Origin of the sequence: Uliginosibacterium sp. H1 (assembly GCF_036017065.1) — a bacterium.
In the GTDB taxonomy this organism is placed as follows: domain Bacteria; phylum Pseudomonadota; class Gammaproteobacteria; order Burkholderiales; family Rhodocyclaceae; genus Uliginosibacterium.
In genome coordinates, this window is the sequence record NZ_JAYXHR010000001.1 from 1,718,455 (window position 1) to 1,744,638 (window position 26,184).

Annotated in this window: 22 protein-coding genes and 1 other RNA gene; 2 read left to right on the forward strand and 21 right to left on the reverse strand. The window is 66.7% G+C overall.

Going from position 1 to position 26,184, the window contains the following annotated elements; translation table 11 throughout:
• Positions 1-441 precede the first annotated feature (441 nt).
• The gene (gene secA / locus VVD47_RS07760; RefSeq protein ID WP_327602831.1) at positions 442-3,171 is read right to left on the reverse strand and encodes a preprotein translocase subunit SecA; all 2,730 of its coding nucleotides are present in this window, start codon (positions 3,169-3,171) and stop codon (positions 442-444) included.
• 155 nt (positions 3,172-3,326) lie between these two features.
• Here secA and VVD47_RS07765 point away from each other — a divergent pair, with 155 nt between their 5' ends.
• Positions 3,327-3,764, forward strand: coding sequence for a DciA family protein (locus VVD47_RS07765; RefSeq protein ID WP_327602832.1), 438 nt, complete (start codon positions 3,327-3,329; stop codon positions 3,762-3,764).
• Between the two features lie 15 nt (positions 3,765-3,779).
• Here VVD47_RS07765 and VVD47_RS07770 read toward each other — a convergent pair whose 3' ends face one another.
• The 18 genes from VVD47_RS07770 to rnpB all read right to left on the reverse strand — a co-directional run bounded on the left by VVD47_RS07770 (position 3,780) and on the right by rnpB (position 23,085).
• On the reverse strand, positions 3,780-3,968 hold the full coding sequence (locus tag VVD47_RS07770; protein ID WP_327602833.1) for a hypothetical protein: 189 nt from the start codon (positions 3,966-3,968) through the stop codon (positions 3,780-3,782).
• Between the two features lie 5 nt (positions 3,969-3,973).
• Complete coding sequence (gene lpxC / locus VVD47_RS07775; protein ID WP_327602834.1) at positions 3,974-4,891, reverse strand: UDP-3-O-acyl-N-acetylglucosamine deacetylase; 918 nt, start codon at positions 4,889-4,891, stop codon at positions 3,974-3,976.
• Positions 4,892-5,069: 178 nt separating this feature from the next.
• Entirely contained in the window at positions 5,070-6,209 is a 1,140-nt protein-coding gene (gene ftsZ, locus VVD47_RS07780) for a cell division protein FtsZ (RefSeq protein ID WP_327602835.1), read from the reverse strand.
• Between the two features lie 185 nt (positions 6,210-6,394).
• Positions 6,395-7,624: a cell division protein FtsA gene (gene ftsA / locus VVD47_RS07785; protein WP_327602836.1), complete on the reverse strand. Its 1,230-nt coding sequence runs from the start codon at positions 7,622-7,624 to the stop codon at positions 6,395-6,397.
• Positions 7,621-8,436: a cell division protein FtsQ/DivIB gene (locus VVD47_RS07790; protein ID WP_327602837.1), complete on the reverse strand. Its 816-nt coding sequence runs from the start codon at positions 8,434-8,436 to the stop codon at positions 7,621-7,623. Before VVD47_RS07790 ends, ftsA begins: the two co-directional genes overlap by 4 nt.
• The gene (locus VVD47_RS07795; RefSeq protein WP_327602838.1) at positions 8,429-9,346 is read right to left on the reverse strand and encodes a D-alanine--D-alanine ligase; all 918 of its coding nucleotides are present in this window, start codon (positions 9,344-9,346) and stop codon (positions 8,429-8,431) included. Before VVD47_RS07795 ends, VVD47_RS07790 begins: the two co-directional genes overlap by 8 nt.
• Positions 9,347-9,354: 8 nt before the next feature.
• Complete coding sequence (gene murC / locus VVD47_RS07800; protein ID WP_327602839.1) at positions 9,355-10,749, reverse strand: UDP-N-acetylmuramate--L-alanine ligase; 1,395 nt, start codon at positions 10,747-10,749, stop codon at positions 9,355-9,357.
• A 295-nt stretch (positions 10,750-11,044) separates the two neighbouring features.
• A complete protein-coding gene (murG, locus tag VVD47_RS07805) occupies positions 11,045-12,106 on the reverse strand; it encodes an undecaprenyldiphospho-muramoylpentapeptide beta-N-acetylglucosaminyltransferase (protein ID WP_327602840.1) in 1,062 nt (353 codons plus the stop codon).
• A 205-nt stretch (positions 12,107-12,311) separates the two neighbouring features.
• Positions 12,312-13,550, reverse strand: a complete 1,239-nt coding sequence (gene ftsW, locus VVD47_RS07810) for a putative lipid II flippase FtsW (RefSeq protein WP_327602841.1) — start codon at positions 13,548-13,550, stop codon at positions 12,312-12,314.
• Entirely contained in the window at positions 13,547-14,908 is a 1,362-nt protein-coding gene (murD, locus tag VVD47_RS07815) for a UDP-N-acetylmuramoyl-L-alanine--D-glutamate ligase (RefSeq protein WP_327602842.1), read from the reverse strand. Before murD ends, ftsW begins: the two co-directional genes overlap by 4 nt.
• A 29-nt stretch (positions 14,909-14,937) precedes the next feature.
• Positions 14,938-16,026 (reverse strand): phospho-N-acetylmuramoyl-pentapeptide-transferase, encoded by a 1,089-nt coding sequence (gene mraY, locus VVD47_RS07820; protein WP_327602843.1) that lies wholly within the window; start codon positions 16,024-16,026, stop codon positions 14,938-14,940.
• Between the two features lie 4 nt (positions 16,027-16,030).
• On the reverse strand, positions 16,031-17,422 hold the full coding sequence (locus VVD47_RS07825; protein ID WP_327602844.1) for a UDP-N-acetylmuramoyl-tripeptide--D-alanyl-D-alanine ligase: 1,392 nt from the start codon (positions 17,420-17,422) through the stop codon (positions 16,031-16,033).
• Positions 17,419-18,927 (reverse strand): UDP-N-acetylmuramoyl-L-alanyl-D-glutamate--2,6-diaminopimelate ligase, encoded by a 1,509-nt coding sequence (locus VVD47_RS07830; RefSeq protein WP_327602845.1) that lies wholly within the window; start codon positions 18,925-18,927, stop codon positions 17,419-17,421. Before VVD47_RS07830 ends, VVD47_RS07825 begins: the two co-directional genes overlap by 4 nt.
• Entirely contained in the window at positions 18,927-20,672 is a 1,746-nt protein-coding gene (locus VVD47_RS07835; RefSeq protein ID WP_327602846.1) for a peptidoglycan D,D-transpeptidase FtsI family protein, read from the reverse strand. The genes VVD47_RS07830 and VVD47_RS07835 overlap by 1 nt, the downstream gene beginning before the upstream one ends.
• Positions 20,669-20,968, reverse strand: a complete 300-nt coding sequence (gene ftsL / locus VVD47_RS07840) for a cell division protein FtsL (RefSeq protein WP_327602847.1) — start codon at positions 20,966-20,968, stop codon at positions 20,669-20,671. The genes VVD47_RS07835 and ftsL overlap by 4 nt, the downstream gene beginning before the upstream one ends.
• Positions 20,969-20,971: 3 nt before the next feature.
• Positions 20,972-21,934 carry a 16S rRNA (cytosine(1402)-N(4))-methyltransferase RsmH gene (gene rsmH, locus VVD47_RS07845; protein WP_327602848.1) on the reverse strand — a complete coding sequence of 321 codons (963 nt, stop codon included), beginning with the start codon at positions 21,932-21,934 and terminating at the stop codon, positions 20,972-20,974.
• Positions 21,931-22,383, reverse strand: coding sequence for a division/cell wall cluster transcriptional repressor MraZ (gene mraZ / locus VVD47_RS07850; RefSeq protein ID WP_327602849.1), 453 nt, complete (start codon positions 22,381-22,383; stop codon positions 21,931-21,933). Before mraZ ends, rsmH begins: the two co-directional genes overlap by 4 nt.
• A 288-nt stretch (positions 22,384-22,671) precedes the next feature.
• Positions 22,672-23,085, reverse strand: an RNA gene (gene rnpB / locus VVD47_RS07855) — RNase P RNA component class A.
• Between the two features lie 119 nt (positions 23,086-23,204).
• Between rnpB and VVD47_RS07860 the strand changes: the two genes are divergently transcribed.
• Complete coding sequence (locus VVD47_RS07860) at positions 23,205-24,422, forward strand: HD-GYP domain-containing protein (RefSeq protein ID WP_327602850.1); 1,218 nt, start codon at positions 23,205-23,207, stop codon at positions 24,420-24,422.
• Between the two features lie 15 nt (positions 24,423-24,437).
• Here VVD47_RS07860 and VVD47_RS07865 read toward each other — a convergent pair whose 3' ends face one another.
• Positions 24,438-24,848 carry a hypothetical protein gene (locus VVD47_RS07865; RefSeq protein WP_327602851.1) on the reverse strand — a complete coding sequence of 137 codons (411 nt, stop codon included), beginning with the start codon at positions 24,846-24,848 and terminating at the stop codon, positions 24,438-24,440.
• A gap of 48 nt (positions 24,849-24,896) precedes the next feature.
• Positions 24,897-25,940 carry a dihydroorotase gene (pyrC, locus tag VVD47_RS07870; protein WP_327602852.1) on the reverse strand — a complete coding sequence of 348 codons (1,044 nt, stop codon included), beginning with the start codon at positions 25,938-25,940 and terminating at the stop codon, positions 24,897-24,899.
• Between the last annotated feature and the right edge of the window lie 244 nt (positions 25,941-26,184).

Sequence of the window (26,184 nt, forward strand, 5' to 3'; positions counted from 1 at the left end):
AGAAGAGATCCATGACACCTCCCGTATCGGAACGATCAGGTTCCGGATTCTGGGAATGGCGGCATCAAGACAGGGCTAAGAGTGGGGAGGCGGGTGTAAAGAAGGTGTTAACGCGAGAAACGGCAAGGCCCGGTGGTCCCGCAAGGTGGGTTCGCGAAGCAACCGAGCGTCGCAACGCGGCGACTCCGAACCACAGGTGGGCGGTGGATTGTCGCTGCGCTCCGACCCCACCCTACGAGCACGACGAGCGTCCATCGCGGCTGTAAACGAAGGAAGCCAACCCAAGGGTTGGCTTCTTTTCTCCTCACTCCGCTTCACCGCCGGACCTTGGCGGAGAGCGTAGCGAGCGGGTCGAGGTCGAAACGAGGAACGGAGACGTACGAGCAGTACGTTGAGTACCGGAGTTTCGAGATCGGCCCACGCAGTAGCCTCAGTTGAAACTCAGGCCAACGTCCCGTGGCAGTGCTTGTATTTTTTGCCTGAGCCGCAAGGACACGGATCGTTGCGCCCCACCTTCGGCAGCCCCGCGCCCTGCGGCAAGGGTTGCTTGCTTGCGGTCGCCGCGGCAGCCAGCGCCTCGTCGTAGTCGGCGTGGTGGTACTGCACGTTGTCGACACCCGGATGCTGCTCGGCCACTTCCTCGATCTGCTCTTCGTTGCGCACCTGCACCGTCAGCAGCAGCTTGGTGACGTCGTTGCGGACGGTGGTCAGCAGGTGGTCGAACAGTTCGAAGGCTTCGCGCTTGTATTCCTGCTTGGGGTTCTTCTGGGCGTAGCTGCGCAGGTGGATACCGGAACGCAGGTGATCCAGCGCGGAGAGGTGCTCACGCCAGTGCTGGTCCAGGTTGTTCAGCATCACGTTGCGCTCGAAGCCCTGCCAGGCTTCCAGGTTCACCAGCGCGACCTTGTCGGCGTAGGACTTGTCGGCATGCTCGATGACGCGGGCCAGGATGTCTTCGTCGGACAGGTTGGTCTCGTTCTTGCCCCACTCCACCACCGGCAGCTTGATCTGGAATTCGCCTTCCAGCGCGCGCTCGAAGCCGGCCAGGTCCCATTGCTCTTCGACCGACTCGGCCGGCACGTACTGGCGGAACAGGTCGCTCAGCACACCCTGGCGCATGGCGACGACGGTTTCCGAGATGTCGCTGGCTTCCAGCAGTTCGTTGCGCTGCTGGTAGATGACCTTGCGCTGGTCGTTGGCGACGTCGTCGTATTCCAGCAGCTGCTTGCGGATGTCGAAGTTGCGCTGCTCGACCTTGCGCTGGGCGGACTCCAGCGAGCGGTTGATCATGCCGGCCTCGATCGGCTCGCCTTCCGGCATCTTCAGGCGCTGCATGATGGAGGCCAGGCGCTCGCCGCCGAAGATCTTCATCAGCGGATCATCCAGCGACAGGTAGAAGCGGCTCTCGCCCGGGTCACCCTGGCGACCGGAACGGCCGCGCAGCTGGTTGTCGATACGACGCGACTCGTGGCGCTCGGTACCGATGATCTTCAGGCCGCCGGCCGCCAGCACCTGGTCGTGCAGGACCTGCCACTCGCTCTTCAGCGCCGCGACCTTCGCTTCGCGCTCGGCTTCCGGCACGGACTCATCTTCCTTCAAGGCGGCGATGGTCTTCTCGACGCTGCCGCCCAGCACGATGTCGGTACCGCGACCGGCCATGTTGGTGGCCACCGTGATCACGCCGGGACGACCGGCCTGGGTGACGATGTCGGCTTCGCGGGCATGCTGCTTGGCGTTCAGCACCTGGTGCGGCAGCTTCTCGCGCTCCATCAGTTGCGCCAGCAGCTCGGAGTTCTCGATGGAGGTGGTACCCACCAGCACCGGCTGGCCACGGCCGTGGCATTCCTTGATGTCCGCGATGATGGCGTCGTACTTCTCCTGCGCCGTACGGTACACCAGGTCGTTCTGGTCCTTGCGGACCATAGGCCGGTTGGTCGGGATGATCACCGTCTCCAGGCCGTAGATGTTGTGGAACTCGTAGGCCTCGGTGTCGGCCGTACCGGTCATGCCGGCGAGCTTGCCGTACATGCGGAAGTAGTTCTGGAAGGTGATGGACGCGAGCGTCTGGTTCTCGGCCTTGATGGCCACGCCTTCCTTCGCCTCGACGGCCTGGTGCAGGCCTTCGGACCAGCGACGGCCCGCCATCAGGCGGCCGGTGAATTCGTCGACGATCACCACCTCGCCGTTCTGCACCACGTAGTGCTGGTCGCGGTGGTACAGGTTGTGTGCCCGCAGCGAGGCGTACAGGTGATGGATCAGCAGGATGTTGGACGGGTCGTACAGGCTGGCGCCTTCGCCGAGGATGCCGAGGCGCGACAGGATTTCCTCCGCCTTCTCGTAGCCCTGCTCGGTCAGCAGCACCTGGTGGGCCTTGAGGTCCACCGTGAAATCGCCCGGCACCGTGACGTCGTCACCCTCGCCCTCCTGCTTCGAGAGCAGCGGCGCGACGCCGTTCATCTTGAGGTAGAGGTCGGTGTGATCGTCAGCCTGGCCGGAGATGATCAGCGGCGTACGCGCTTCGTCGATCAGGATGGAGTCGACCTCGTCGACGATGGCGTAGTGGAGGCCGCGCTGGCGCTTGTCCTCCACGCGGTACTCCATGTTGTCGCGCAGGTAGTCGAAACCGAATTCGTTGTTGGTGCCGTAGGTGATGTCGGCCGCATAGGCAGCCTGCTTCTCCTCGTTGGGCTGCTGCGACAGGATCACGCCCACCGACAGGCCGAGGAAGCGGTAGATGCGGCCCATCCAGTCCGCGTCACGGGCGGCGAGATAGTCGTTCACCGTCACCACGTGCACGCCCTTGCCGGTCAGCGCATTGAGGTACACCGGCAGGGTCGCGGTCAGCGTCTTGCCTTCACCGGTGCGCATCTCGGAGATCTTGCCTTCGTGCAGCACCATGCCGCCGACGAGCTGCACGTCGAAGTGGCGCATGCCGTGCACGCGCTTGCCGGCCTCGCGGACGACCGCGAAGGCTTCCGGCAGCAGTTCGTCCAGCGCGGTGCCGCTGGCAATACGTTGCTTGAACTCGTCCGTCTTGGCCCGCAAGGCCTCGTCGGAAAGGGCCTGCATCTGTGGCTCGAGGGCGCTGATGGCGCGCACCTTGTTCGTGTACTGTCGGACCAGCCGGTCGTTGCGGCTACCGAATACCTTTTTGAGCAGGCCTGCGATCATGTCGGGACGTGAATGAGAGCTGAAGGATTTGTGCTTGCGAAACAAGGCGCTTGCACGGAAAAGTCGGGCATTCTAGCATGCCCGTTCATGGTGCCTTGCCGCGTGGCCTGATGCTCCGCAACAGGGCGCGAGACTCTAGATGGGGATGTGACAGCGTGAATGCAAGTCCGATCGGACGCGTACTGGGGGGCTCGGATGCGCTGACGCGCCTGCGTGATCACGCCGCACGCCTGGTGCGCATGCAGCGCACGATCGACCAGGTGCTGCCGCGTGCCAACCGCGGCCGCGTCGCCGTTGCGAACCTGCAGGACGGGGAGCTGGCACTGCACGTCAGCTCCGCAGCGCTGGCCGCACGCCTGAAGCTCAGCGTGCCCACCCTGCTCATGAACCTTCAGAATGCCGGCGAGCCGGTGACGGGAATCCGCATACGGGTACGGGCACGCGGCGAAATGGCGGAGCCGCCAGCGGACGCGGTGTCACCGCGCAGTATCGGGCAAGGTGGAAAACAGTCCCTGAAGGCGCTGCAATCTTCGCTGAAGGAAGACTCGGCGTTGGCACGCGCACTCGGCGAGATGATCGCCAAGTCGCGCTGAATTGCGGGCCAGGCGTCAGACCATCGGCGCGAGGAATCGCTCCAGCACCATCAGCGCCAGGAAGACCAGCGAAACCGCTACGCCGACCTTGAAGGTCTTCAGCGCCCAGTTGAGGTAGCGGCGATCACGGGTGAACAGGTAGGCCGCCGCGCAGACGGCAATGGCGACCAGCAGGATGAGCCCGACGAAACGCAGGATCAGCATCGGCGTCAGGCACCCTGCCAGGCGATCTGGCCTTGCAACGGCGCGGGAATGGCGGCCGTGTCCTCGAAGGTGACGATCTCCCACGCTTCCTTGTCTTCCAGCAACACGCGCAGGATCTGGTTGTTCAGGGCGTGGCCCGACTTGTAGGCGCTATAGCTGGCCAGCAACAGGTGGCCGCACAGGTAGAGGTCGCCAATCGCATCCAGCACCTTGTGCTTCACAAACTCGTCGGCATAGCGCAGGCCGTCGGCGTTCAGCACGCGGTACTCGTCCATCACGATGGCGTTGTCCAGGCTGCCGCCCTGCGCCAGCCCGACATTGCGCATCGCCTCCACCTCCTGCATGAAGCCGAAGGTGCGGGCACGGGCCACGTCACGTGCGTAGTCCTGGCTGGCGAAATCCACCGTCACCTCGGTGCCGGTGCGGTCGATGGCCGGGTGATTGAACTTGATGGCGAAGTTCAGGCGATAGCCGTCGTAGGGCTCCAGCTTCACCCACTTGTCGTCCTCGCGATACTCGACCGGCTTCTTCACGCGCAGGAAGCGCTTCGGCGCATCCTGGAACTCGAAGCCGGCGCTCTGCAACAGGTAGACGAAAGGCGCGGAGCTGCCATCGAGAATGGGGATCTCCGGTGCGTCGATGTCGACGTGGCAGTTGTCGACACCCAGTCCCGCCAGGGCAGACATAAGGTGCTCGACCGTGCGTACCTTGGCGTCGCCCTTCTCCAGGCCGGAGCACATGCGGGTATCGCACACCGCGTAGGGATCGGCCGGCAGGCTGACCGGGGGATCGAGATCGATGCGGTGGAAGACGATGCCGGTATCCGGGGCAGCCGGCCGCAGGCGCAGACGCACGCGTACGCCGCCGTGCAGGCCGACGCCGGTGGCTTCAACAATCGTCTTCAGGGTGCGCTGGCGGATCATGCTGCGGATCTTCTTGAAATCATTCTGTTTTCGGATGCCGAGTTTAGCACCGGGGCAAACCGGGCTTGTGCGCCATGGCATCAATCAGCCCGATAGTCCGCCGCGCTGGCAGGCGCAAAGACAAAGGGCGCAAGGCCCGCTTAACGGCCCTTGCGCCCCAGGCGTTGACTCGACGATCTCAGTCGGCTTGCTTGCGCAGGAAGGCCGGGATGTCGTAGGTGCCGAAGCCGTTGGCGCTCATCGCCTCGACGGTGGTGCGGGTGTCGCGGCGGCGGATCACGGCGGGCATTTCCAGGTCACCGTAGTTCACTTCCATGCCGACGTTGTCGGTGCCGGTCTTGTTGACCACCATCACCGGGCGGGCAGCGGCAGCGCGGCGGGTGCCGAGGCCGGTGGCCAGCACGGTGACGCGGATGCGGTCTTCCATTGCCTCGTCGAAGACGGTGCCGTAGAACACGGTGGCCTCTTCCGCGGCGAAGGCGCGCACGGTCTGCACGGCTTCACGCACTTCGGACATCTTCAGCGAACGGCTGGCGGTGATGTTGACCAGCACGCCACGTGCGCCGGCCAGTTCCACGCCTTCCAGCAGCGGGCTGGCGGCAGCCTGTTCGGCAGCGATGCGCGCGCGGTCGAGACCGGCCGCTTCGGCCGAACCCATCATGGCGCGGCCCATCTCGGCCATCAGCGTACGCACGTCCTGGAAGTCGACGTTCACCAGGCCCGGCACGTTGATGATCTCGGCGATGCCGCCTACTGCTTTCCTCAACACTTCGTCTGCCGCGCGGAAACAGTCTTCGCAGCTGGCTTCCTCGCCGTAGACTTCCATCAGCTTGTCGTTCAGCACGACGATCAGCGAATCGACGTGCTTCGAGAGTTCCTCGATGCCGCTGTCGGCGACGCGCATACGGTTCTCGAAGTCGAAGGGCTTGCTCACCACCGCGACGGTCAGGATGCCCATCTCGCGCGCCACTTCGGCGACCACCGGGGCAGCACCGGTGCCGGTACCGCCACCCATGCCGGCGGTGATGAACACCATGTGTGCACCTTCCAGCGCTTCGGCGATGCGCTCGCGCTCTTCCAGCGCAGCCGCACGGCCGGCTTCCGGCTTGGCACCGGCGCCGAGGCCGGTCTTGCCGAGCGAGAGTTTGACGGGAGCGAGAGAACGTTTGAGAGACTGGGCGTCGGTGTTGGAGCAGACGAACTCCACACCCTGAACGCCCTCGCGGATCATGTGATCGACTGCGTTGCCGCCGGCTCCGCCGACGCCAATCACCTTGATGACGGTACCGCTGGCTTCCTTCTCAACGATCTCGATCATGGATGCATCCCCTTGGCCTGATGTGCCACAAATGTGCCGCTGATCGGAGACCGACGCATTTGCGTCGACCCCCTAAATCTAGTATTAGCGGCGAAGTCTACTACTAAATATCCTGTCTGCGCACAAGCATTGCAGAACAATTTCACCTGCACGTACTCAAGTACGCCAGAAACGAAAAATCCAGTTCAAAAATTCTTCTCCAGCCACGATTTCATGCGCGCGAACATCTGCTTCACGTTGCGTGTTTCGCGTGCCTGAATGCCACGTCGACGCTGTGCCGCGCCCTCGAGCACGAGACCCATCACGTTGGCGTATTGCGGCTGGCAGATCACATCCGCGAGGCTGCCGGTGTAGACCGGCGTGCCAATGCGCGCCGGCAGATGGAACAGCTCTTCGCCGAGTTCGCAGATGCCTGCAAGCTGGGCGGTACCCCCGGTGAGGACCAGGCCGGAGGACAGCAGTTCCTCGTAACCGCTGCGGCGCAGTTCGGCCTGCACCAGCTCGTAGAGCTCGGTGACGCGCGGCTCGATCACGTCGGCCAGCGCCTGGCGCGACAGCTTGCGCGGCGGACGGTCGCCGACGCTGGGCACTTCGATCATCTCGGCCGGGTCGACCAGCGCCTGCATGGCCAGACCATGACGCAGCTTGATCTCCTCCGCCTCGGCGGTCGGCGTGCGCAGGGCCATCGCGATGTCGTTGGTGATCTGGTCGCCGGCGATGGGGATCACCGCCGTGTGGCGGATCGCCCCCTGCGTGAACACGGCGAGATCGGTGGTGCCGCCGCCGATGTCCACCAGGCACACGCCCAGTTCCTTTTCGTCTTCCGACAGCGTAGAGAAACTGGACGCCAACGGCTGCAGCACCAGGTCGACGACTTCCAGCCCGCAGCGGCGCACGCACTTCAGCAGGTTCTGCGCGGCGGACACCGCGCCGGTGATGATGTGCACCTTCACTTCCAGCTTCACGCCGCTCATGCCGATCGGCTCGCGCACGCCGTCCTGACCGTCGATGATGAATTCCTGGGTCAGGATGTGCAGGATCTGCTGGTCGGCCGGGATCGGCATGGCGCGCGCCACTTCGATCACCCGCTCGACGTCCAGCGGCGACACTTCCTTGTCCTTCACCGCCACCATGCCGTTGGAGTTGAAGCTGCGGACGTGGCTGCCGGCGATGCCGGTGTAGACGTCGCGGATCTTGCAGTCGGCCATCAGCTCGACCTCCTGCACGACGCGGCTGATCGCATCCACCGTCGCCTCGATGTTCACCACCACGCCCTTCTTCAGGCCGCTGGCGGGATGCGTACCCACCCCCACCACTTCGAGGCGGCCATCGGGCCGCAGCTCGGCGACCATGGCGGTGATCTTGGAGGTGCCGATGTCGAGACCGACGATCAGATCCTTGCTGTCCCTGCTCATTTCTTTTCCTTGGGTGCCGCGGCCAGCCTGACGGCGAAACCGCTGGGATATCTCAGGTCCGCCACCGCGACGCGGTGGTCCAGTCTTTCCTGCATCCGGGGGTAGTTGGCGATGAAACGCTTGAGGCGATCGTCGATCGGCGCCTTGATCTGGTCACGGCCCAGCTCGATCACCATGCCGTCGTCCAGCCGCAGCTGCCAGGCCATGCGGCTGGTCAGCGCGACGCCGGCGACATGGCGGCCGATGGACCTGAACATCTCGTCGAATTCGCGGTAGCGCGCCAGGATGGATGGCGCACGGTCCAGCGGTCCGGAAAATACCGGCATGTCGGCGTTGCTGGCTGCGTCGAAGACTTCGCCTTCGCTGTTCATCAGGCGCATGTCGCCCTCGGAGCCGCGCCAGTAGGCAACCGCGGCATGCTCTTCCAGGCTCAGCTCGACGGTGGCCGGCCACACGCGGCGCAACTGCGCGCTGCGCACCCACGGGAGCTTCTCGAAGGCGGCGCGCGCGTCTTCCAGATTGACGGTGAAGAAGTTGCCACGCAGCGAGGAGCTGGCGGCGTATTCCAGTTGCGCGCCCGTCACCTGCCCCAGCGGCGAAGTGACCACCACCTCCTGCAGGCCGAACACGGGCAGGCGGGCAACCGCCTTCACGACGGCGTAACCGATGGCGACGGAGGCCACCAGCAACAGCACGTCCGCCACCAGATTCATCAGCTCCGGGCGATGCCAGAACCCGCCCGCGGCGCGCGCAGCGCCCGGCTTGCCGCGTGCGGCACCGGGGTTGCGGCCGAAGGCGGGCGTCTTAGTCAAGGCTCGCCAGCTCCAGGATGTTCACGCACAACTGCTCGAAGCTCATGCCGGCAGCGCGTGCGGACATGGGCACCAGCGAATGGCCGGTCATGCCGGGCGCGGTGTTCATTTCCAGCAGGTAGGGCTTGCCATCCCGCAGCATCAGGTCGGCGCGTCCCCAGCCGCGGCAGCCCAGCGCCTGGGCGGCGCGCAGGATCACGGCCTGCAGCGCGGATTCCTGCTCCGCCGGCAGGCCACTCGGGCAGTGGTATTGCACGACGTCGGTGAAGTACTTGTTCTGGTAGTCGTAGTTGCCGCCGGGCGCGACGATGCGCACCAGGGGCAGCGCCTTGTCGCCGAGGAAGGGCGCGGTCAGCTCCTCACCATCGACGAACTCCTCCGCGATGACCAGACTGTCGTAGCGCGCCGCCAGTTCCCAGGCGGCCTTCAGCTGCGAGGCGTCGGTGACCTTGGTGGCGCCGACGCTGGAGCCTTCGTGCACCGGCTTCACGAAGATCGGCAGGCCCAGTTCGCGTGCCACTTCGTCCCAGTTGGTATCGGCGTAGAGGATGCGGAAGCGCGGCGTCGGCAGACCGGCGGCGATCCACACCAGCTTGGTACGCCACTTGTCCATGGAGACGGCGGAGGCCATTACGCCGCTGCCGGTGTAGGGGATGCCCATCCACTGCAAGGCGCCCTGCAGCGAACCATCTTCGCCACCCCGACCGTGCAGCGCCACGAAGGCGCGCTCGAAACCGTCCGTCTTCAGCTCCGACAGCGAACGTTTCGCGGGGTCGAAGGCGTGGGCATCGACGCCCTGCGACTGCAGGGCGGCCAGCACGGCGTTGCCGGACATCAGCGACACCTCGCGCTCCGCCGAGTGACCACCCAGCAGGACCGCGACTTTTCCGAATTCAGGCGACTGACTCATCTCGCGTCTCACGCTTCCGCACTGGCCAGCTTGCCAGGCACACCGCCGATGGAGCCGGCGCCCATGGTCAGCACCACATCGCCGTCCTGCGCCACTTCGAGAATGCGGGCCGGCAACTCGGCCACGTCTTCCACGAACACCGGTTCAACCTTTCCCGCCACGCGCAGGGCACGCGCCAGCGAGCGGCCGTCGGCAGCCACCAGCGGCGCCTCGCCGGCGGAATACACCTCGCCGAGCACCAGCGCATCCACCGTACCCAGCACGCGGACGAAGTCCTCGAAGCAGTCACGGGTGCGGGTGTAGCGATGCGGCTGGAAAGCCAGCACGAGGCGACGGCCCGGATAGGCGCCACGCGCCGCCGACAGCGTCGCGGCCATTTCCACCGGGTGGTGGCCGTAGTCGTCGATCAACGTGAACTGCCCGCCCGCCGGCAGCGACACTTCGCCGTAGCGCTGGAAGCGGCGGCCCACGCCGTGGAATTCGGCGAGCGCCTTGCAGATGGCCGCATCGCTGACGCCCAGCTCGGTCGCCACCGCGATGGCGGCCAGCGCGTTCTGCACGTTGTGCACACCGGGCAGATTGAGTACCACCGGCATGCGCGTCACTTCGCCGTTGCGGCGCACGCAGTCGAAGTGCATCTGGGTGCCGACGGCACGCACGTTCTCGGCGCGCACCTGGGCATCTTCCGCTAGGCCGTAGCGCACGATCTGCTTGGACACGAAGGGAATGATCTCGCGCACGTGCGGGTCATCCACGCACAGCACGGCGACACCGTAGAACGGCAGGCGGTGCAGGAAATCGACGAAGGACTGGCGCAGCTTCGCGAAATCGTGGCCGTAGGTCTCCATGTGGTCGGCGTCGATGTTGGTGACGACCGACACCACCGGACTCAGGAACAGGAAGGACGCGTCCGACTCATCGGCTTCGGCGACCAGGAATTCGCCGGTGCCCAGCTTGGCATTGGCACCCGCGGAATTGAGGCGGCCGCCGATGACGAAGGTCGGGTCCAGCCCGCCCTCCGCGAGGATGCTGGCGACCAGGCTGGTGGTCGTCGTCTTGCCATGGGTGCCGGCGATCGCGACGCCCTGCTTCAGGCGCATCAGCTCGGCCAGCATCTGGGCGCGCGGCACCACCGGCAGCTGGCGGCGGCGTGCCTCGATGACCTCCGGGTTGTCACCGCGAACGGCGGTGGAGGTCACGATGGCATCGGCCTCCTGCACGTTGGCGGCATCATGGCCGATGTGGACACGCACGCCCAGCGCTTCGAGCCGGCGCGTGGTGGCACTGGCCGAAAGGTCGGAACCGCTGACGGTGAAGCCCTGGTTGGCGAGCACCTCGGCGATGCCGCTCATGCCGGCGCCACCGACGCCGACGAAATGGATGTGACGGACCTTGTGCTTCATGCGCGGCCTCCACGGAGGGCGCACGACGGGAAAACTGCAACGGACATGTTCGGATCTTGAGACAGGACTGAGGCGGGCTTGCCGGCCCCATGGCGATGGGCACCGACAAGATTCTTTGCGCGCACGTGCGGCCACACGTGCTGCCGCATTTCCGCGCGCACGCGCGAGCGGCCCGCAGTGTTGCAGAAATCGCCCCCCAGTTCACGTCTTGACGCTGGGCGACGGAGGCTCTCCACGGCCAGCCTGCTGGCTGTGCGGCAGACGGGATTTTTTTCCGGCTTGCCCGCGAGAACGCTCATGGCTTCACCAGGCCCTCGCAGATGCTGGCCACGGCCTCGGCGGCAGTCGGCCGGGACTGCGCGCGCGCCGCCTGGGCCATCTCCAGCAAACGCGCGCGATCCAGCTCGCCGAGCAGGCGCGCGAGTCGTGCGGGGCTGAGTTCGGTCTGCGGCAGCAGGATGGCCGCGCCATGCTCGGACAGGAAGCGCGCGTTGCCGGTCTGGTGGTCGTCCACCGCATGCGGGAAAGGCACCAGCACGCTGCCGATGCCCGCAGCCGCCAGCTCCGCGACCGTCAGCGCGCCGGCGCGGCAGATCACCAGGTCCGCCTCGGCGTAACGCTCTGCCATGTTCTTGATGAAGGACACCAGCTCGCCTTCCACACCTGCGCGGGCGTAGGCCTGCTGCAGGATGGGCAGCTGCTTCTCGCCCGACTGATGCACCACCAGCGGACGCTGTGCCGGCGGCAGCAAGGCCAGCGCCTTGGGCACCGCCTCGTTCAGCGCCTGCGCCCCGAGCGAGCCGCCGACGATGAGGACGCGCAGCGGGCCGCTGCGGCCTGCGAAACGCTCGGCCGGATCGGGCAAGGCGGCGATGTCGGCGCGCACCGGGTTACCCACCCACTGCGCATCTTTCAGCACTTCGGGAAAGCCGCTGACGATCCGGTCCGCCACGGCCGCCAGTACGCGGTTGGCCAGGCCGGCCACGGAGTTCTGCTCATGCAGCACCAGGGGGCGGCCGATCAGCGCAGCCATCATGCCGCCGGGAAAAGTGACGTAGCCGCCCATGCCGAGCACCACGTCGGGACGCACGCGGCGCAATGCCCCCAGGGCCTGCCAGAAGCCGCGCAACAGGTTGAGCGGCAGCAGCAGCATGCGCAGCACGCCCTTGCCCCGCAGCGCGGAGAACTGCACCCAGGCCACCTCGTAACCCTGCTGGGGAACGATGCGCGCCTCCATGCCCTCGGCGTTGCCCAGCCAGGCCACGGACCAGCCGCGGGCGCGCAGGGCTTCGGCGACGGCAATGCCAGGGTAGATGTGCCCGCCAGTCCCACCCGCCATGACGAGCAGCTTGGGCATCAGGCACTGCCCCCGGGAGGATTGGAGCGTCCTGGCAGCGCGGCAACGCCGCTACGTCCGGACAGACTCATGCAGTACCCCGACCGGGCGGAGTGTTCTGGCTGCACGGCTGCGCCGCTACGCCGAAACCGACAAGTCATGCGGCACCCCGATTGGTTGGAGTGTTTTGGCTGCGCGGCTGCGCCGCTACGCCGAAACCGACAAGTCATGCGGCACCCCGCATGACTTGTCGGTTTTCCCAGTCGATCCGGAGCAGGATGCCCAGCGCGATGCAGTTGGCAACGATGCCGGAGCCGCCGAAGCTCATCAGCGGCAGGGTGAGGCCCTTGGTGGGCAACAGACCCATGTTCACGCCCATGTTGATGAAGGACTGCACGCCGATCCACAGGCCGATGCCTTGCGCGACGAGGCCGGCGAAGAAGCGGTCGAGTTGCAGGGCCTGGCGGCCGATGGCGAAGGCGCGCTGCACCAGCACCGCGAACAGCACCACCACCGTCATCACGCCAGCGAAGCCCAGCTCCTCCGCCACCACGGCGAGGATGAAGTCGGTGTGCGCTTCCGGCAGGTAGAACAGCTTCTCGACGCTGGCACCGAGGCCGACGCCGAACCATTCGCCGCGACCGAAGGCGATCAGCGCGTGGGTGAGCTGGTAGCCGCTGGTGAGCTCGTTCTTCCAAGGGTCGACGAAGTTCACCAGGCGCTCCAGGCGGTACGGCGAAGTAATCGCCAGCACGGCGAAACCCAGCAGGGCTACGACCAGCAGCAAGGCGAAGATGCGTGCGTTCAGGCCACCGAGGAACAGGATGCCGAAGGCGATGCAGGTGATGACCACGAAGGCACCGAAGTCCGGCTCGCGCAGCAGCAGCGCGCCGACCAGCAGCACGACGCCAGCCATGGGCAGGAAGGCGCGCTTGAAGCTGGACATGTCGGGCAGCTTGCGCACGGTGTAGTCGGCAGCGTACAGCGCGACGAAGACCTTCATCAGCTCGGACGGCTGCATGTTGATCGGGCCGAGACCGATCCAGCGCCGCGCGCCGTTCACCTCCTTGCCGATGCCGGGGATCAGCACCAGCACCAGCAACACGATGCCGATGAAGAACAGGGTCGGTGCCATCTGCTGCCAGATGCGCACCGGCATCTGGAAGGCCGCGGTGCCGGCCACCACGCCGATGGTCAGGAACACCGCGTGACGCAGCAGGAAGAAGTGCGATTGATGACCGGACAGGCGGCTGCCTTCGGCGAAGGCGATCGACGACGAGTAGACCATCACCAGGCCGAACAGCAGCAGTGCGCTGGCGGACCAGAACAGCAGTGCGTCGAGCTCCCGCTCCTGATGGCTCGCGCCCCCCAGGCGACCGACCGCGCGGTAGGTGGCGCGGTTGTCGAAGGCGCCGACGTTGCGACGCCAATCGTTGAACTGGTTGAACAGTGACAGCGCCTTCATGCGCGCTCCACTCCTGGCAGCGCCCACACGGCCTCGCAGAAGACCTGCGCGCGGTGGGCATAGTTACGGAACATGTCGAAGCTGGCACAGGCCGGCGACAGCAGCACCGCATCCCCTGCCTGCGCGACGGTACTGGCGGCGCCTACCGCGTCGGCCATGTCGCGGCCATGCAGCACCTTCACATCACTGCCAGCCACGGCGGACTGGATCAGCGGCGCGTCACGACCGATCAGCACCAGGGCACGCGCGTGCCGTGCGAGCGCGGGCGCCAGCGGTGCGAAGTCCTGCCCCTTGCCATCGCCACCGGCGATCAGCACCACCGGGCGGCCCATGCCCTGCACGGCGGCCAGCGTGGCGCCGACGTTGGTGCCCTTGGAATCGTCGAAGAACTCCACGCCGTCGCCACGCCGCGCAATGCGTTCGACGCGGTGCGGCAGGCCGCGGAATTCGCGCAGCGCACCGATCAAGGCGGCACGCGGCAAGCCGACGGCTTCGCACAGCGCCAGCGCGGCCAGGGCGTTGGCAACGTTGTGCTGGCCAGCCAGCCGCAGTTCCGCGGCGGCCATCAAGGCCTCGTCGCCACGCGCCAGCCAGCCGTCGCGCACACCGTACTGGTCGCGCGTCGGGACATCCAGGCCAAAGCTGACGACACGCCGACCCGGCAGGGCCATGTCGTGCACCAGGGCGTCGTCACGGTTGAGCACCTGCACGCCCTCACCGGAAAAGATGCGGGTCTTGGCGCCGGCGTAGGTCTGCAGATTGCCGTGGCGGTCGAGGTGATCGTCACTGACGTTGAGCACGGTCGCCGCGTCAGGCCGCAGCGAGGTGGTGCTTTCCAGCTGGAAGCTGGAGAGTTCCAGCACCCACGCGTCGGGCAGTTCCTTGGCGTCGATGCGACGCATCAGTTCGGTGAGCGCGGAGGGCGAGATGTTGCCGGCCACCGCGGCATCCAGGCCGCAGGCGCGCACCAGTTCGCCGGTGAGCGTGGTCGTCGTGGTCTTGCCGTTGGTCCCCGTGATCGCCAGCAGCTTCGCGGGCTTGGGCAGCGTCGGCAGGGCCTGTGCAAAGAGCTCGATCTCCCCCACCACCGGGACGCCGAGGGTGCGCGCCTTGCGCACCAGCGGCTCGTCGATGGACAGGCCGGGGCTGATCGCCACCTGGCTGACACCATCGAGCAGGCTGTCGGCGAAGGGGCCGGCATGCAGCGTGGCGGCCGGCACGCTGCTTCGCAGGTCATCGACACCCGGCGGCTGGGCGCGCGAATCGGCGACGCGCAGCGCGTGGCCCTGGCGTGACAGCCAGCGGGCCATCGCCAGCCCGCTTTCGCCCAGTCCGAGAATCAGTGTCAGCGCCTGCATGTGCGGTGTCGTCGGGAGTCGGTCTGGGGTCAGCGCAGCTTGAGGGTGGAGAGGCCGAACAGCACCAGCATCAGGGTGATGATCCAGAAGCGCACGACCACCTGCGTTTCCTTCCAGCCGCCCAGTTCGTAGTGGTGGTGCAGCGGCGCCATGCGGAAGATGCGCTTGCCGCCGGTCCACTTGAAGTACGCCACCTGCAGCATCACCGACAGGGTCTCGGCGACGAACAGGCCGCCCATGATGAACAGCACGACCTCTTGCCGCACGATGACCGCGATGGTGCCCATGGCCGCGCCGAGCGCCAGTGCGCCCACGTCACCCATGAAGACTTCCGCCGGGTAGGCGTTGAACCACAGGAAGCCGAGGCCCGCGCCGCAGATCGCGCCGCACAGTACGGCGAGTTCGCCAGCGCCTTCGATGTAGGGCACGCCGAGGTACTTGGAGAAACCGACGTGGCCGGCCACGTAGGCGAAGATCGCCAGCGCGGCGGTGACCATCACGGTGGGCATGATCGCCAAGCCGTCCAGGCCGTCGGTGAGGTTCACCGCGTGGCTGGTGCCGTTGATGGTGAAGTAGGTCAGCGCGATGAAGCCGAACACACCCAGCGGGTAGGCCACCGACTTGAAGAAGGGCACGATCAGCTCGGTCTGTGCCGGGAAGTCGGCACTGAAACCCAGGTAGATCGCCGCGGCAGCCGCGATCAGCGACGTCCACAGGTACTTCCAGCGCGACGCCAGGCCCTTGGGGTCGCGATGCACGACCTTGCGCCAGTCATCCACCCAGCCGACGGCGCCGAAGCCCAGGGTCACGAACAGCACGACCCACACGTAGCGGTTGTCGAGGTTGCCCCACAGCAGGATGGTGATGGCCACCGCGATGAGGATCAGGGCGCCGCCCATGGTCGGCGTACCGGCCTTGGTGAGGTGCGACTTGGGGCCGTCGTCGCGCACCGCCTGGCCGATCTTCTTGGCCGCCAGCCAGCGGATCACGCCGGGCCCGAAGATGAAGGAGATGACCAGCGCGGTCAGCGCGGCCAGCATCGTCCGCAACGTGATGTAGCCGAACACGTTGAAGGCGCGGATGTCCTGGCCGAGCCAGAGGGCAAGTTCGAGCAGCATGTGTCTAGTTCTTCGTTTCGGTTGTCGGCTGCGAGGATGCGGCCACGGCCACGGCGTCGCTCACGCGCTCCATGCGCATGAAACGTGACCCCTTGACCAGCACCACCGCGTCGGGCTTGAGCATCGGCCGCAGCGCAGCCACCAGTTCCTCGACCGTCGCAAAATGCTCGCCACCGACACCGAAATTGCGGGCCGCCAGCGCGCTCTGGTCGCCGAGTGCGAGCAGGTGGTCGACCCCCTGGCTCTTGGCATAGCCGCCGACTTCGTCGTGGTACTGGGCGCTCATCTCGCCGATCTCGCCCATGTCGCCCAGCACGAGGATCTTGCGCCCCGCCGCCGAGGCCAGCACGTCGATGCCGGCGCGCACGGAGTCCGGGTTAGCGTTGTAGGTGTCGTCCAGCAGCACGGCGCCGCCATTGGCGGCGCGGATCTGCAGGCGCCCCTTGGCGCCGCCAAAGCCTTCCAGCCCGGCGACCACCGCGGCAAGCGGCACACCTGCCGCCAGCGTGGCCGCAGCGGCGGCCAGCGCGTTGCGCACGTTGTGCACGCCCGGAACGCGCAGCGCGATGCTCGCCTCGCCTGCCGGCGACCGCAGTGCGATGCGGCTGCCGAAATTCATCGGCTCGTGGGTGGCCGTGACGTCCGCATCCGGTGCGAGGCCGAAGCTGACCACACGGCGCGGTGCTGCCATCTGGCGCCACAGGGCGGCATGCGCGTCGTCGGCGTTGATCGCCGCGATGCCCTGCGCGTCCAGCGCGCCGAAGATGGCACCCTTCTCCGTCGCCACCGCGGTCAGTTCGCCCATGCCGGCCAGGTGGGCACGCTGGGCGTTGGTCACCACGGCCACACCGGGCGCGGCAAGACTGGCGAGGTAGCCGATCTCGCCGGGACGGTTCATGCCCATCTCGAACACCGCGGCGCGATGCGTGGCGGACAGGCGCAGCAGCATCTGCGGCAGGCCGATGTCGTTGTTCAGGTTGCCCTGGGTGGCCAGCACGGCACCTTCGGCCGGATAGGCTGCACGCAGGATCGCGGCGCACATTTCCTTGACCGTCGTCTTGCCGTTGCTGCCGGTCACGCCGATGACGGGCAGCGCGAACTTGCGACGCCAGTGCGCGGCCAGGCGGCCCAGCGCCAGGCGCGTGTTGTCCACCTTCAGCAGCGGAAAACCGGCCGGCGCCTCCACCGCGATGTCGCGATCCACCATGGCGGCCGAAGCGCCCGCCTCGGCTGCCTGGGCAATGAAGCTGTGGCCATCGAAACGCTCGCCACGCAGGGCGACGAACAAGGTACGGGCCAGCACGCCGCGAGTATCGGTGCCGACCCCCTCGAAGCTGTCGTCACCGCCGGTCAGAACGCCGCCAGTGGCCTGCGCGGCTTCGATGAGATTCATCATGAGCGCAGCTCCTGGGCACGGTTCCAGGCGGCCAGTGCCGCACGCGCCTGTTCGACATCGCTGAAGTGGGTGCGCTCACCGCGCACCTCCTGGTAGTTCTCGTGGCCCTTGCCGGCAATGAGGATCACGTCGTTCGCATCCGCGCCGCCGATCGTCGAGCGGATCGCCTCGCTGCGGTCCTCGATGGCCAGCGCTTCCGGCGCACCCTTCAGCACCGCGTCCATGATGGCGCGCGGATCCTCGCTGCGCGGGTTGTCGCTGGTCACCACCACGCGCTGCGACAACCGTGCCGCCACGTCGCCCATCAGCGGGCGCTTGCCCGGATCGCGATCACCGCCGCAACCGAACACGCACACCAGGCTGCCGTTGCGCGACATGGCGGTATGGCGCAGTGCCAGCAGGGCCTGCTCCAGGGCATCCGGCGTGTGGGCATAGTCGACCACCACCAGCGGCTCGCCCACGCCGCCGACCGTCTGCATCCGCCCTTCCGGCGGCGTCAGGTCGCCAGCGGTGTCGACCGCCTGCTGCAGGGTGTATCCCGCCTGCATCAGCACCGCCACGACGGCCAGCAGGTTGGAGACGTTGAACTGGCCGACCAGCGCGACGCTGACATCCGCGCGCTGGTCTTCGCAGACCACGGTGAAGCGCAAGCCGGTGGCGGTGGTGCGCAGGTGCTCTGCCACCAGCACGCGGGAGGACGGTGCGGCCAGCGCGTTGTCCGGAATCAGCGTATAGCCGACGACCTCGATGCCACGGCCCTGCAGGCGGCGCGCCAGCGACACGCCCATCAGGTCATCCAGGTTCAGCACCACGGCCTTCAGCTCGGGGCGGTCGAACAGCTTCGACTTCGCCGCAGCGTAGCGCTCCATGGTCTGGTGGTAGTCGAGGTGGTCGCGGGTCAGGTTGGTCAGCACCGCGATATTGATGCGGCAACCGTTGATGCGGCCCTGGTCGAGGCCGATGGAGGACACTTCCATCGCCACCGCCTGGGCACCTTCCGCGCGGAAACGGGCCAGCTGCTCCTGCAGCAGGATCGCGTCCGGCGTGGTGTTGGATGATGGATTCAGGCGCCCCGGGAAACCCATGCCCAGGGTGCCGATGACCGCGCACTTCTTGCCGAGCACACCGAACGCACGGGCCAGCCACTGCGTCACCGAGGTCTTGCCGTTGGTGCCCGTGACGCCGACCGTCACCATCTGCTCGCTGGGGCGGCCGAACACCTCGTCGGCAATCTCGCCAGCCAGCCAGCGCAACTGGTCGACCGGCACGTTGGGTACGTTCAGTCCTGCGTCCCACTCGTAGCCGTCCCGCTCCCACAGCACCGCCACCGCGCCGCGCTCCACCGCGTCGGCGATGAAGCGGCGGCCATCCACCGCATGGCCAGGGTAGGCCAGGAAGACGTCGCCCGGCTTGACCATGCGCGAGTCCGCACAGACGCGCTTCGGCACGATGCCTTCGGCGTGCAGGAGGTTCAGCATGGCGCTGGCGAGCGAGGGGCTCTGCATCACATCGCGTCTCCGGCCGGGCGGGTGGCGTTCTGGCGGGCCAGTTGCTGCGCCGCTGCTGGCGCATCCGGCCGCACGCCCATGCTGCGCAGGGCACCGCCCATGACCGAGGCGAACACCGGGCCGGCCACGCCGCCACCGTAGTGGCCGCCGACGGAGGGCTCGTCGATCATCACCGCGACGATCAGGCGCGGGTCGGAGGCCGGCGCCAGCCCGACGAAAGAGGACACGTACTTCTTGGCATAGCGGCCGCTCTCGACCTTGTAGGCGGTACCGGTCTTGCCGGCCACCCGGTAGCCGGGGACCTGCGCCTGCGGTGCCGTGCCGCCCTCCTGGGTGACGGTCTCCATCATGGCGAGCATCTGCTTCGCCACTTCCGGACTGAACACCTGCTTGCCATGCAGGGGCGGTGCATCGACGCGGGTCAGCGACAGCGGCAGCAGTTCGCCACCGCGTGCAAACACCTGATAGGAGTGCGCCATCTGCATCAGCGTCACCGAAATGCCGTGGCCATACGCCATGGTGGCCTGTTCGATCGGGCGCCAGTGCTTCCACGGACGCAGACGGCCGCCGACCTCACCGGGGAAGCCGGTACCCAGGGGCGAGCCGAAGCCAAGCGCATCGAACATGTTCCACATCTCCTCCGGCCGGATGCTCTGGACCATCTTGGCCGAGCCGACGTTGGAGGACTTCTGGATGATCTGCGCCACGCTCATGATGCCGTGCGGGTGCGCGTCGGTGATGGTGGCGCCCTCGATGGTCAGGCGACCATTGTTGGTGTCGATCAGCGTGTCCGGACGCACCTTGTTCATTTCCAGCGCCAGCGCGCCGGTGAGCGGCTTCATGGTGGAGCCCGGCTCGAAGCTGTCCGTCAGCGCGCGGTTGCGCAACTGCGCACCGGTCAGCTTGACCCGGTTGTTCGGGTTATAGGTCGGGTTGTTCACCAGGGCCAGCACTTCGCCGGTCTTGGCGTCCAGCACCACCACGCCGCCAGCCTTCGCCTGGTGCTGCTGCACCGCCTGTTTCAGCGCGCTGTGCGCCAGGTACTGGATCTTGGCGTCCAGCGACAGCACGATGTCGCGGCCGTCCTGCGGCAGGCGGATGGACTGCACGTCCTCGACGATCTGGCCGCGACGGTCGTGGATGACGCGCCGCGCGCCCGGCTTGCCGATGAGCTGCTGGTCCATCGCCAGCTCGATGCCTTCCTGGCCGCGGTCGTCGATGCTGGTGAAGCCGACGACGTGCGCCGTGACATCCCCCACCGGGTAGTAGCGGCGGTACTCGGATTCGGCGCGCACGCCCGGCAGCTTGAGGTCGGCCACGCGCTGCGCCACGGCCGGCGACACGCTGCGCTTGAGGAACACGAAATCGCGTTCGCTGGACAGGCGGCGGTTGATCTCGCTGGCTTCCATTTCCAGCACGCGGGCCAGGTCGCGCACCTGCTGCTGGTTGAGGTTGGCGGCATCGGGAATGGCGGCGATCGACTTCACCGGCGTGCTCATCGCCAGCGGCTCGCCGTGGCGGTCGAGAATGCGGCCGCGGTTGGCCGGCATCGTCAGCGTGCGGGCGTAGCGGGCTTCGCCCTTGGTCTGCAGGAACTCGGTATTCACGCCCTGCAGGTACATCGCACGGCCGACCAGCGCGAAGGAACCCAGCAACAGGGCCACCAATACAAAACGCGCCCGCCATTCCGGCAGGCGCTCACAGAGCAGCGGGTTGTGGTTGAAGGTGAAATTGCGCTTCATCGCCCGATGCCTCCCGGCGCCGCGCCTTGCGTCGGCATGCCGTCCAATGTGACCAGGGCCTGATGCTGTGGCGTCACCATGGCCAGTTTTTCACGCGCAATCTTTTCGACGCGCGCATGGGCTGCCCAGGTGCCACTCTCGATCTGCAACTGCCCCCATTCGACATCCAGGGCGCGGGCACGGTTCTGCTCGCGCTCGATGGCGGCCACCAGCTTGCGCGACTGGTGCTGCATCGACACGGCGGCGAGTGCGCTGGCCACCAGCAGCACGACGATGAGGGCGTTGAGGCGGGCCATCGTTCAGGCCTCCGCGCTGCCGAGGTCCAGCCACGGCGCATCGTTGCGCACCGCGACGCGCATGATGGCGCTGCGGGCACGCGGGTTGGCGGACACCTCGGCCGCCGAGGGGCGGATCGCATCGCCTTCCAGCGTCAACGGCGGGCGCGGGCGCTCCGACTCTCGGATCGGCAGGCCGCGGGGCAGCGCGGGCGGACGCGCGTGATCGCGCATGAAGCGCTTCACGATGCGGTCCTCCAGCGAGTGGAATGCGATGACCACCAGCCTGCCTCCCGGTTTCAGTCGCCGTGCCGCCTGCGGCAGCGTCAGCGAAAGCTCCTCAAGCTCCCGGTTAACGAAAATCCGTACAGCCTGGAAGGTGCGCGTCGCCGGGTGCTGGCCCGGCTCGCGTGTACGGACGGCCGCTTCCACGATCGCGGCAAGTTGTCCAGTGGTTGCAACAGCCCGCCCTTGCCGAGCAGTTGCAACCGCCTTTGCAATCGCATAAGCAAACCGTTCTTCACCGTATTCCCTCACCACTGTTGTGATTTCGGCCACGCTCGCGCGGGCCAGCCAGTCCGCGGCACTTTCGCCACGGGTCGGATCCATGCGCATGTCCAGCGGCGCATCGAACCTGAAACTCATTCCCCGGCTCGGGTCGTCCAGTTGCGGCGACGACACGCCCAGATCCATCAACACCCCATCCACCTGCCCGATGCCCGCGGCATCAAGCGCTTCATCCATCGCCGAGAACGGCTCGTGCACCAGCCTCAGGCGTTCGTCGCCCAGCGCCTGCCCAGCCGCGATGGCCTGCGGATCGCGATCGAAGGCCACCAGCCGCCCTGCCTCGCCCAGCTTGCGCAGCACTGCGCCGCTGTGGCCGCCGCGGCCGAACGTCGCGTCTATGTAGAGGCCGTCGGGCTGTATCGCCAGCGCATCGACCGCCTCCTGCAACAGCACCGTGACGTGGCTCAGGCCTCCGCTCACAGCGACAGGTTTTCCAGCCCCGGCGGCATGCCGGCGGTGCTGAGCTGCGACAGCAACTCGTCCTGCTGGGCGCGCCAGCGCTCGTCCGACCACAACTCGAAGCCCTTGCCCTGCCCGACCAGCCAGACCTGCTTCTCCAGCCCGGCCCAGTCGCGCAGTTCCGGTGCGATCAGCACACGGCCGGCGGTATCCACCAGCTCCTCGCGCGCAAAACCCACCAGCAGGCGCTTGACCTGCGCGATGCGCGGATCGCCCAGGCTGGGCAGCGCGGTGAGCTGGTCGCGGATCGGCGTCCACGCCGGTTCCGGGTAGATCGCCAGGCATTTGTGCGGGTGGGCGGTCAGCACTAGGCGGCCGCCGCAGGTGGCCGCCAGCGCGTCGCGATGCCGCGCGGGAACGCCGAGGCGACCCTTCGCATCGAGACTGAGCATGGCTGCACCCTGAAACATTTGGCTCGCTGATTCCTTGTCCGGAGAGGGCCTAGACCACCCGGCACAGCGCCGGATATCGTCCTTTCACCCACTTTTACCCATTTCACACCACTTTGCACCACTCTAGTGAAAATAAAAATCACGGTCAAGCAAAGGGCATGGCGGAAAGCCCGTAAGGACAGGGGTTTACGACGATCGAGATAGGCGGAGGCGGGACGCTCGTGGCAAGCGTGTGCGGCGCGGCCGGGCGACGGTCACGCCGGTGCGTGCTGCCGTGCCTCGCTGCAGCGGAAGGGATCTGAATCGGGGGGAAGTCCGCCGATAAGCCGGGTTCTGTCGCGCAGCCTTGCGGCTACGGGGCAGTCATTCCTCTGGGCGACACATTGCTGTGCCGCTCTAGCAGCCTACCCGGGGGCTCTGCGGGCCGCATCGACGCCCCCCTATTTGGCCTTGCCCCGGATGGGGTTTAGCGTGCCAGTCCTGTCACCAGTCCTGCGGTGGGCTCTTACCCGACGGTGCTTGCGCATCGCCCCGCACCTTGCTTGCGCTCGGTCCGGCACCATTTCAACCTTGCCTGATCCCTTGCGGGCCATCGGCGGTGTGTTTTCTGTTCCACTTTCCGTCGCCTCACGGCGCCCGGCCGTTAGCCGGCATCCTGCCCTGCGGGGCCCGGACTTTCCTCCACATGCGAACACATGCAGCGACTGCCTGGCGGACTTCCGGCGGCCATTGTACGGAGTTATCAGCAGCGGAGTTCCGTGCAGATTGTGTCCTTGATTTGTCAGGCATTCAGCTTGGCAAGAGGTGGCCGATAACCGATGGGTAGCCCGGAACACGCCATGATCAAGAAGATTCCCGTCTCAGTGCTGCGCGTCGGCATGTATATCCAGGAGCTGGACTGCGACTGGCTGACCCATCCTTTCCTGCGCTCCAGCTTCAAGGTGTCGGACGAGAAGCAGATCGCCAAGATCGTCGAAACCGGCATCCACAACGTCTATATCGACACCGACCGGGGCTTGGACGCACCCGACGCGCCCACCGAGGCGGAAGTCCGGGAAAGCCTGCAGCAGGAGATCATCAAGCTTGCGCAGGACGCACCCGCCCCGGTGATCCGCGTGAGCACTGCCGAAGAGATGGCGCGGGCGACCGCCGTCAAGAGCCGTGCCCAGGCGCTGGTGCGCAATGTAATGGCGGACGCCCGGCTCGGCCGCGCGGTGGAGGTCGAGCAGGCGGAAGGCATCGTCGAGCAGATCACCACGTCCATCCTGCGCAACGGCGGCGCCCTGGTCGGCCTGCTGACCATCAAGAATAAGGACGACTACACCTTCCTGCACTGCGTCAGCGTCTGCGCTCTGCTGGTTGCGTTTGCGCGCAGCCTGGGGCTGGACGACGAGACCACCCACCTCGTCGGCATGGGCGGCCTGCTGCACGACACCGGCAAGGCGCTGGTGCCGGACCACGTCCTCAACAAGCCCGGCCGCCTGACCGACGCCGAGTTCGACATCATCAAGCGCCACCCTCGCGACGGCTACGACATCCTGCGCAAGACGCCAGAGGTCGGCGACATTCCGCTGGACATCACGCTGCATCATCACGAGCGCATGGATGGCAAGGGCTACCCCGACGGCCTGCCGCCGGACCGCATCCAGCAGGTGGTGCGCATGGCAGCGATCGCGGACGTGTACGACGCCATCACCGCCGACCGTTGCTACCACCGCGGCATCCCGGCTACCGACGCGCTACGCAAGCTGCATGAATGGAGCGCCCACCACTTCGACCCGCCGCTGGTACAGGCCTTCATCCGTTGCGTGGGAATCTACCCGGTAGGCACGCTCGTGCGGCTGGAGTCCGGCCGCCTGGGCGTGGTCCTGCAGCAGAACGAGAAGAACCTGCTGCAGCCGCTGCTGAAGATCGTCTTCAACAGCAAGAGCAAGACACCGGTGGAGCCCTACGAGCTGGATCTGTCGCGCGGCATGGGCTTCGGTGGCGCCGACAGCATCGTGGCGCACGAAGACCCCAAGAAATGGGGAATCGACGTCGGCCGCTTCATCGCCTGAGCGGGGACTGCCCGCTCACTGTGCTTTCGCGGCGACGAAGCCCAGCTGTTCGCCCTGGTAGCGGAAGCTGCCGAGAGCCCGCAGGTTGGCGGCATCCGGCGGCGCATCGAAGCGCTGCAGCTTGCACTCCTCGGTGCCCAGCGCATACCAGTCGCGCCCCTGGTGCAGCACGTACAGCATCGGCCGCGCCTCGAACAGCTCGATCTGCACGTTGCCTTTCACGCCACCTGCAATGTCGTAGCGCGACTGGCATTCCGGGTAGCGCGCCACCACCACGTGCTGCTCGATCTTGTCGTCCCACACCCAGCGCTGCTCGCGCAACAGCGAGATGGAATGATGCGGGTCGTCCGCCACCATGTACGACGCCCCTTCGTTCACGCAGCCCGACAGCAGGACCGCAGCAAGGACAATCAGGGCGCGACGCATGGTGGTGGGTTCTCCGGGTGCAGTGATGGTTGTCGTGGCCGGACTGGATCAGGCCAGCTTCCAGTGACAGTGCTCGCCGGCACGCAGCGGCACGATGGGGTCGCCAGGCAGGTAGTCGATGGTCGCCGGCACCGCCCAGTCTTCCCGCGTCAGCGTGATGCGGTCCGGATTGCGCGGCAGGCGGTACCAATCGGGGCCGTGATGGCTGGCGAAGCCTTCCAGCTTGTCCAGCGCGCCCGCCTGCTCGAAGGCTTCGGCGTACAGCTCGATGCCGGCATGCGCCGTGTAGCAACCGGCGCAGCCGCAGGCGGCCTCCTTGGTGCTCTGCGCATGCGGCGCGGAATCGGTCCCGAGGAAGAACCGCGGGTTGCCGGAAATGGCCGCCGCGACCAGCGCCTTGCGGTGCGTGTCGCGCTTGAGGATCGGCAGGCAGTAATAGTGCGGACGGATGCCGCCCACCAGCATGTGGTTGCGGTTCAACAACAGGTGGTGGGCCGTGATGGTGGCGGCGATGTTGTCGCCCGCCTCGCTCACGAACTGCGCCGCGTCCTGCGTCGTGATGTGCTCGAAGACCGTGCGTAGGCCCTGGAATCTTTGCGCAAGTGGCGCGAACACGCGATCAATAAAAACACGCTCGCGATCAAACACGTCAACGTCAGCATGGGTCACCTCCCCGTGCACACAGAGCACCACCCCGCGCTTCTCCATCCGCTCCAGCACTGGATAGACACGCTCCATCGCGGTAACGCCGGCGTCGGAATTGGTGGTGGCTCCGGCCGGGTACAGCTTCACCGCATGGACAAAACCGCTCTCCGCCGCCCGATCAATCTCGTCCGGCTCGGTCCTGTCTGTGAGGTACAACGTCATCAGCGGTTCGAACTTGAGGCCGTCCGGCACCGCGGCAAGAATGCGCGAACGGTACTCGGCGGCCAGTGCCACGGTGGTCACCGGCGGCTTCAGGTTGGGCATGACGATGGCACGGCCGAAGCGGCGCGCGGCGTCCGGCACGGTGCGCGCCAGGGCGGCGCCATCGCGCAGGTGGATATGCCAGTCGTCTGGGCGGGTGAGGGTGAGGCTGGTGAGGGTATTCACTGAGGCGTCCGGAATGAAACAGGGTGGATCATGCTGCGCGTCGCCCGCCACGCCGGGCTGCGCGAAGTCCCTGATTCTAGGTTGATCCGGGCCACCTGTCTCGACCACCCTGTTGCACGGTGCGGAACTCATTGGCGCTCTGTGGCGACAAACCTCGGCATCGACCATCATCGTCCGCTCAACGGACGGCTTAAAAATCCAAAGAACGTCCGGCGCCATTATCGCGGCACACCCGCGCAGTACC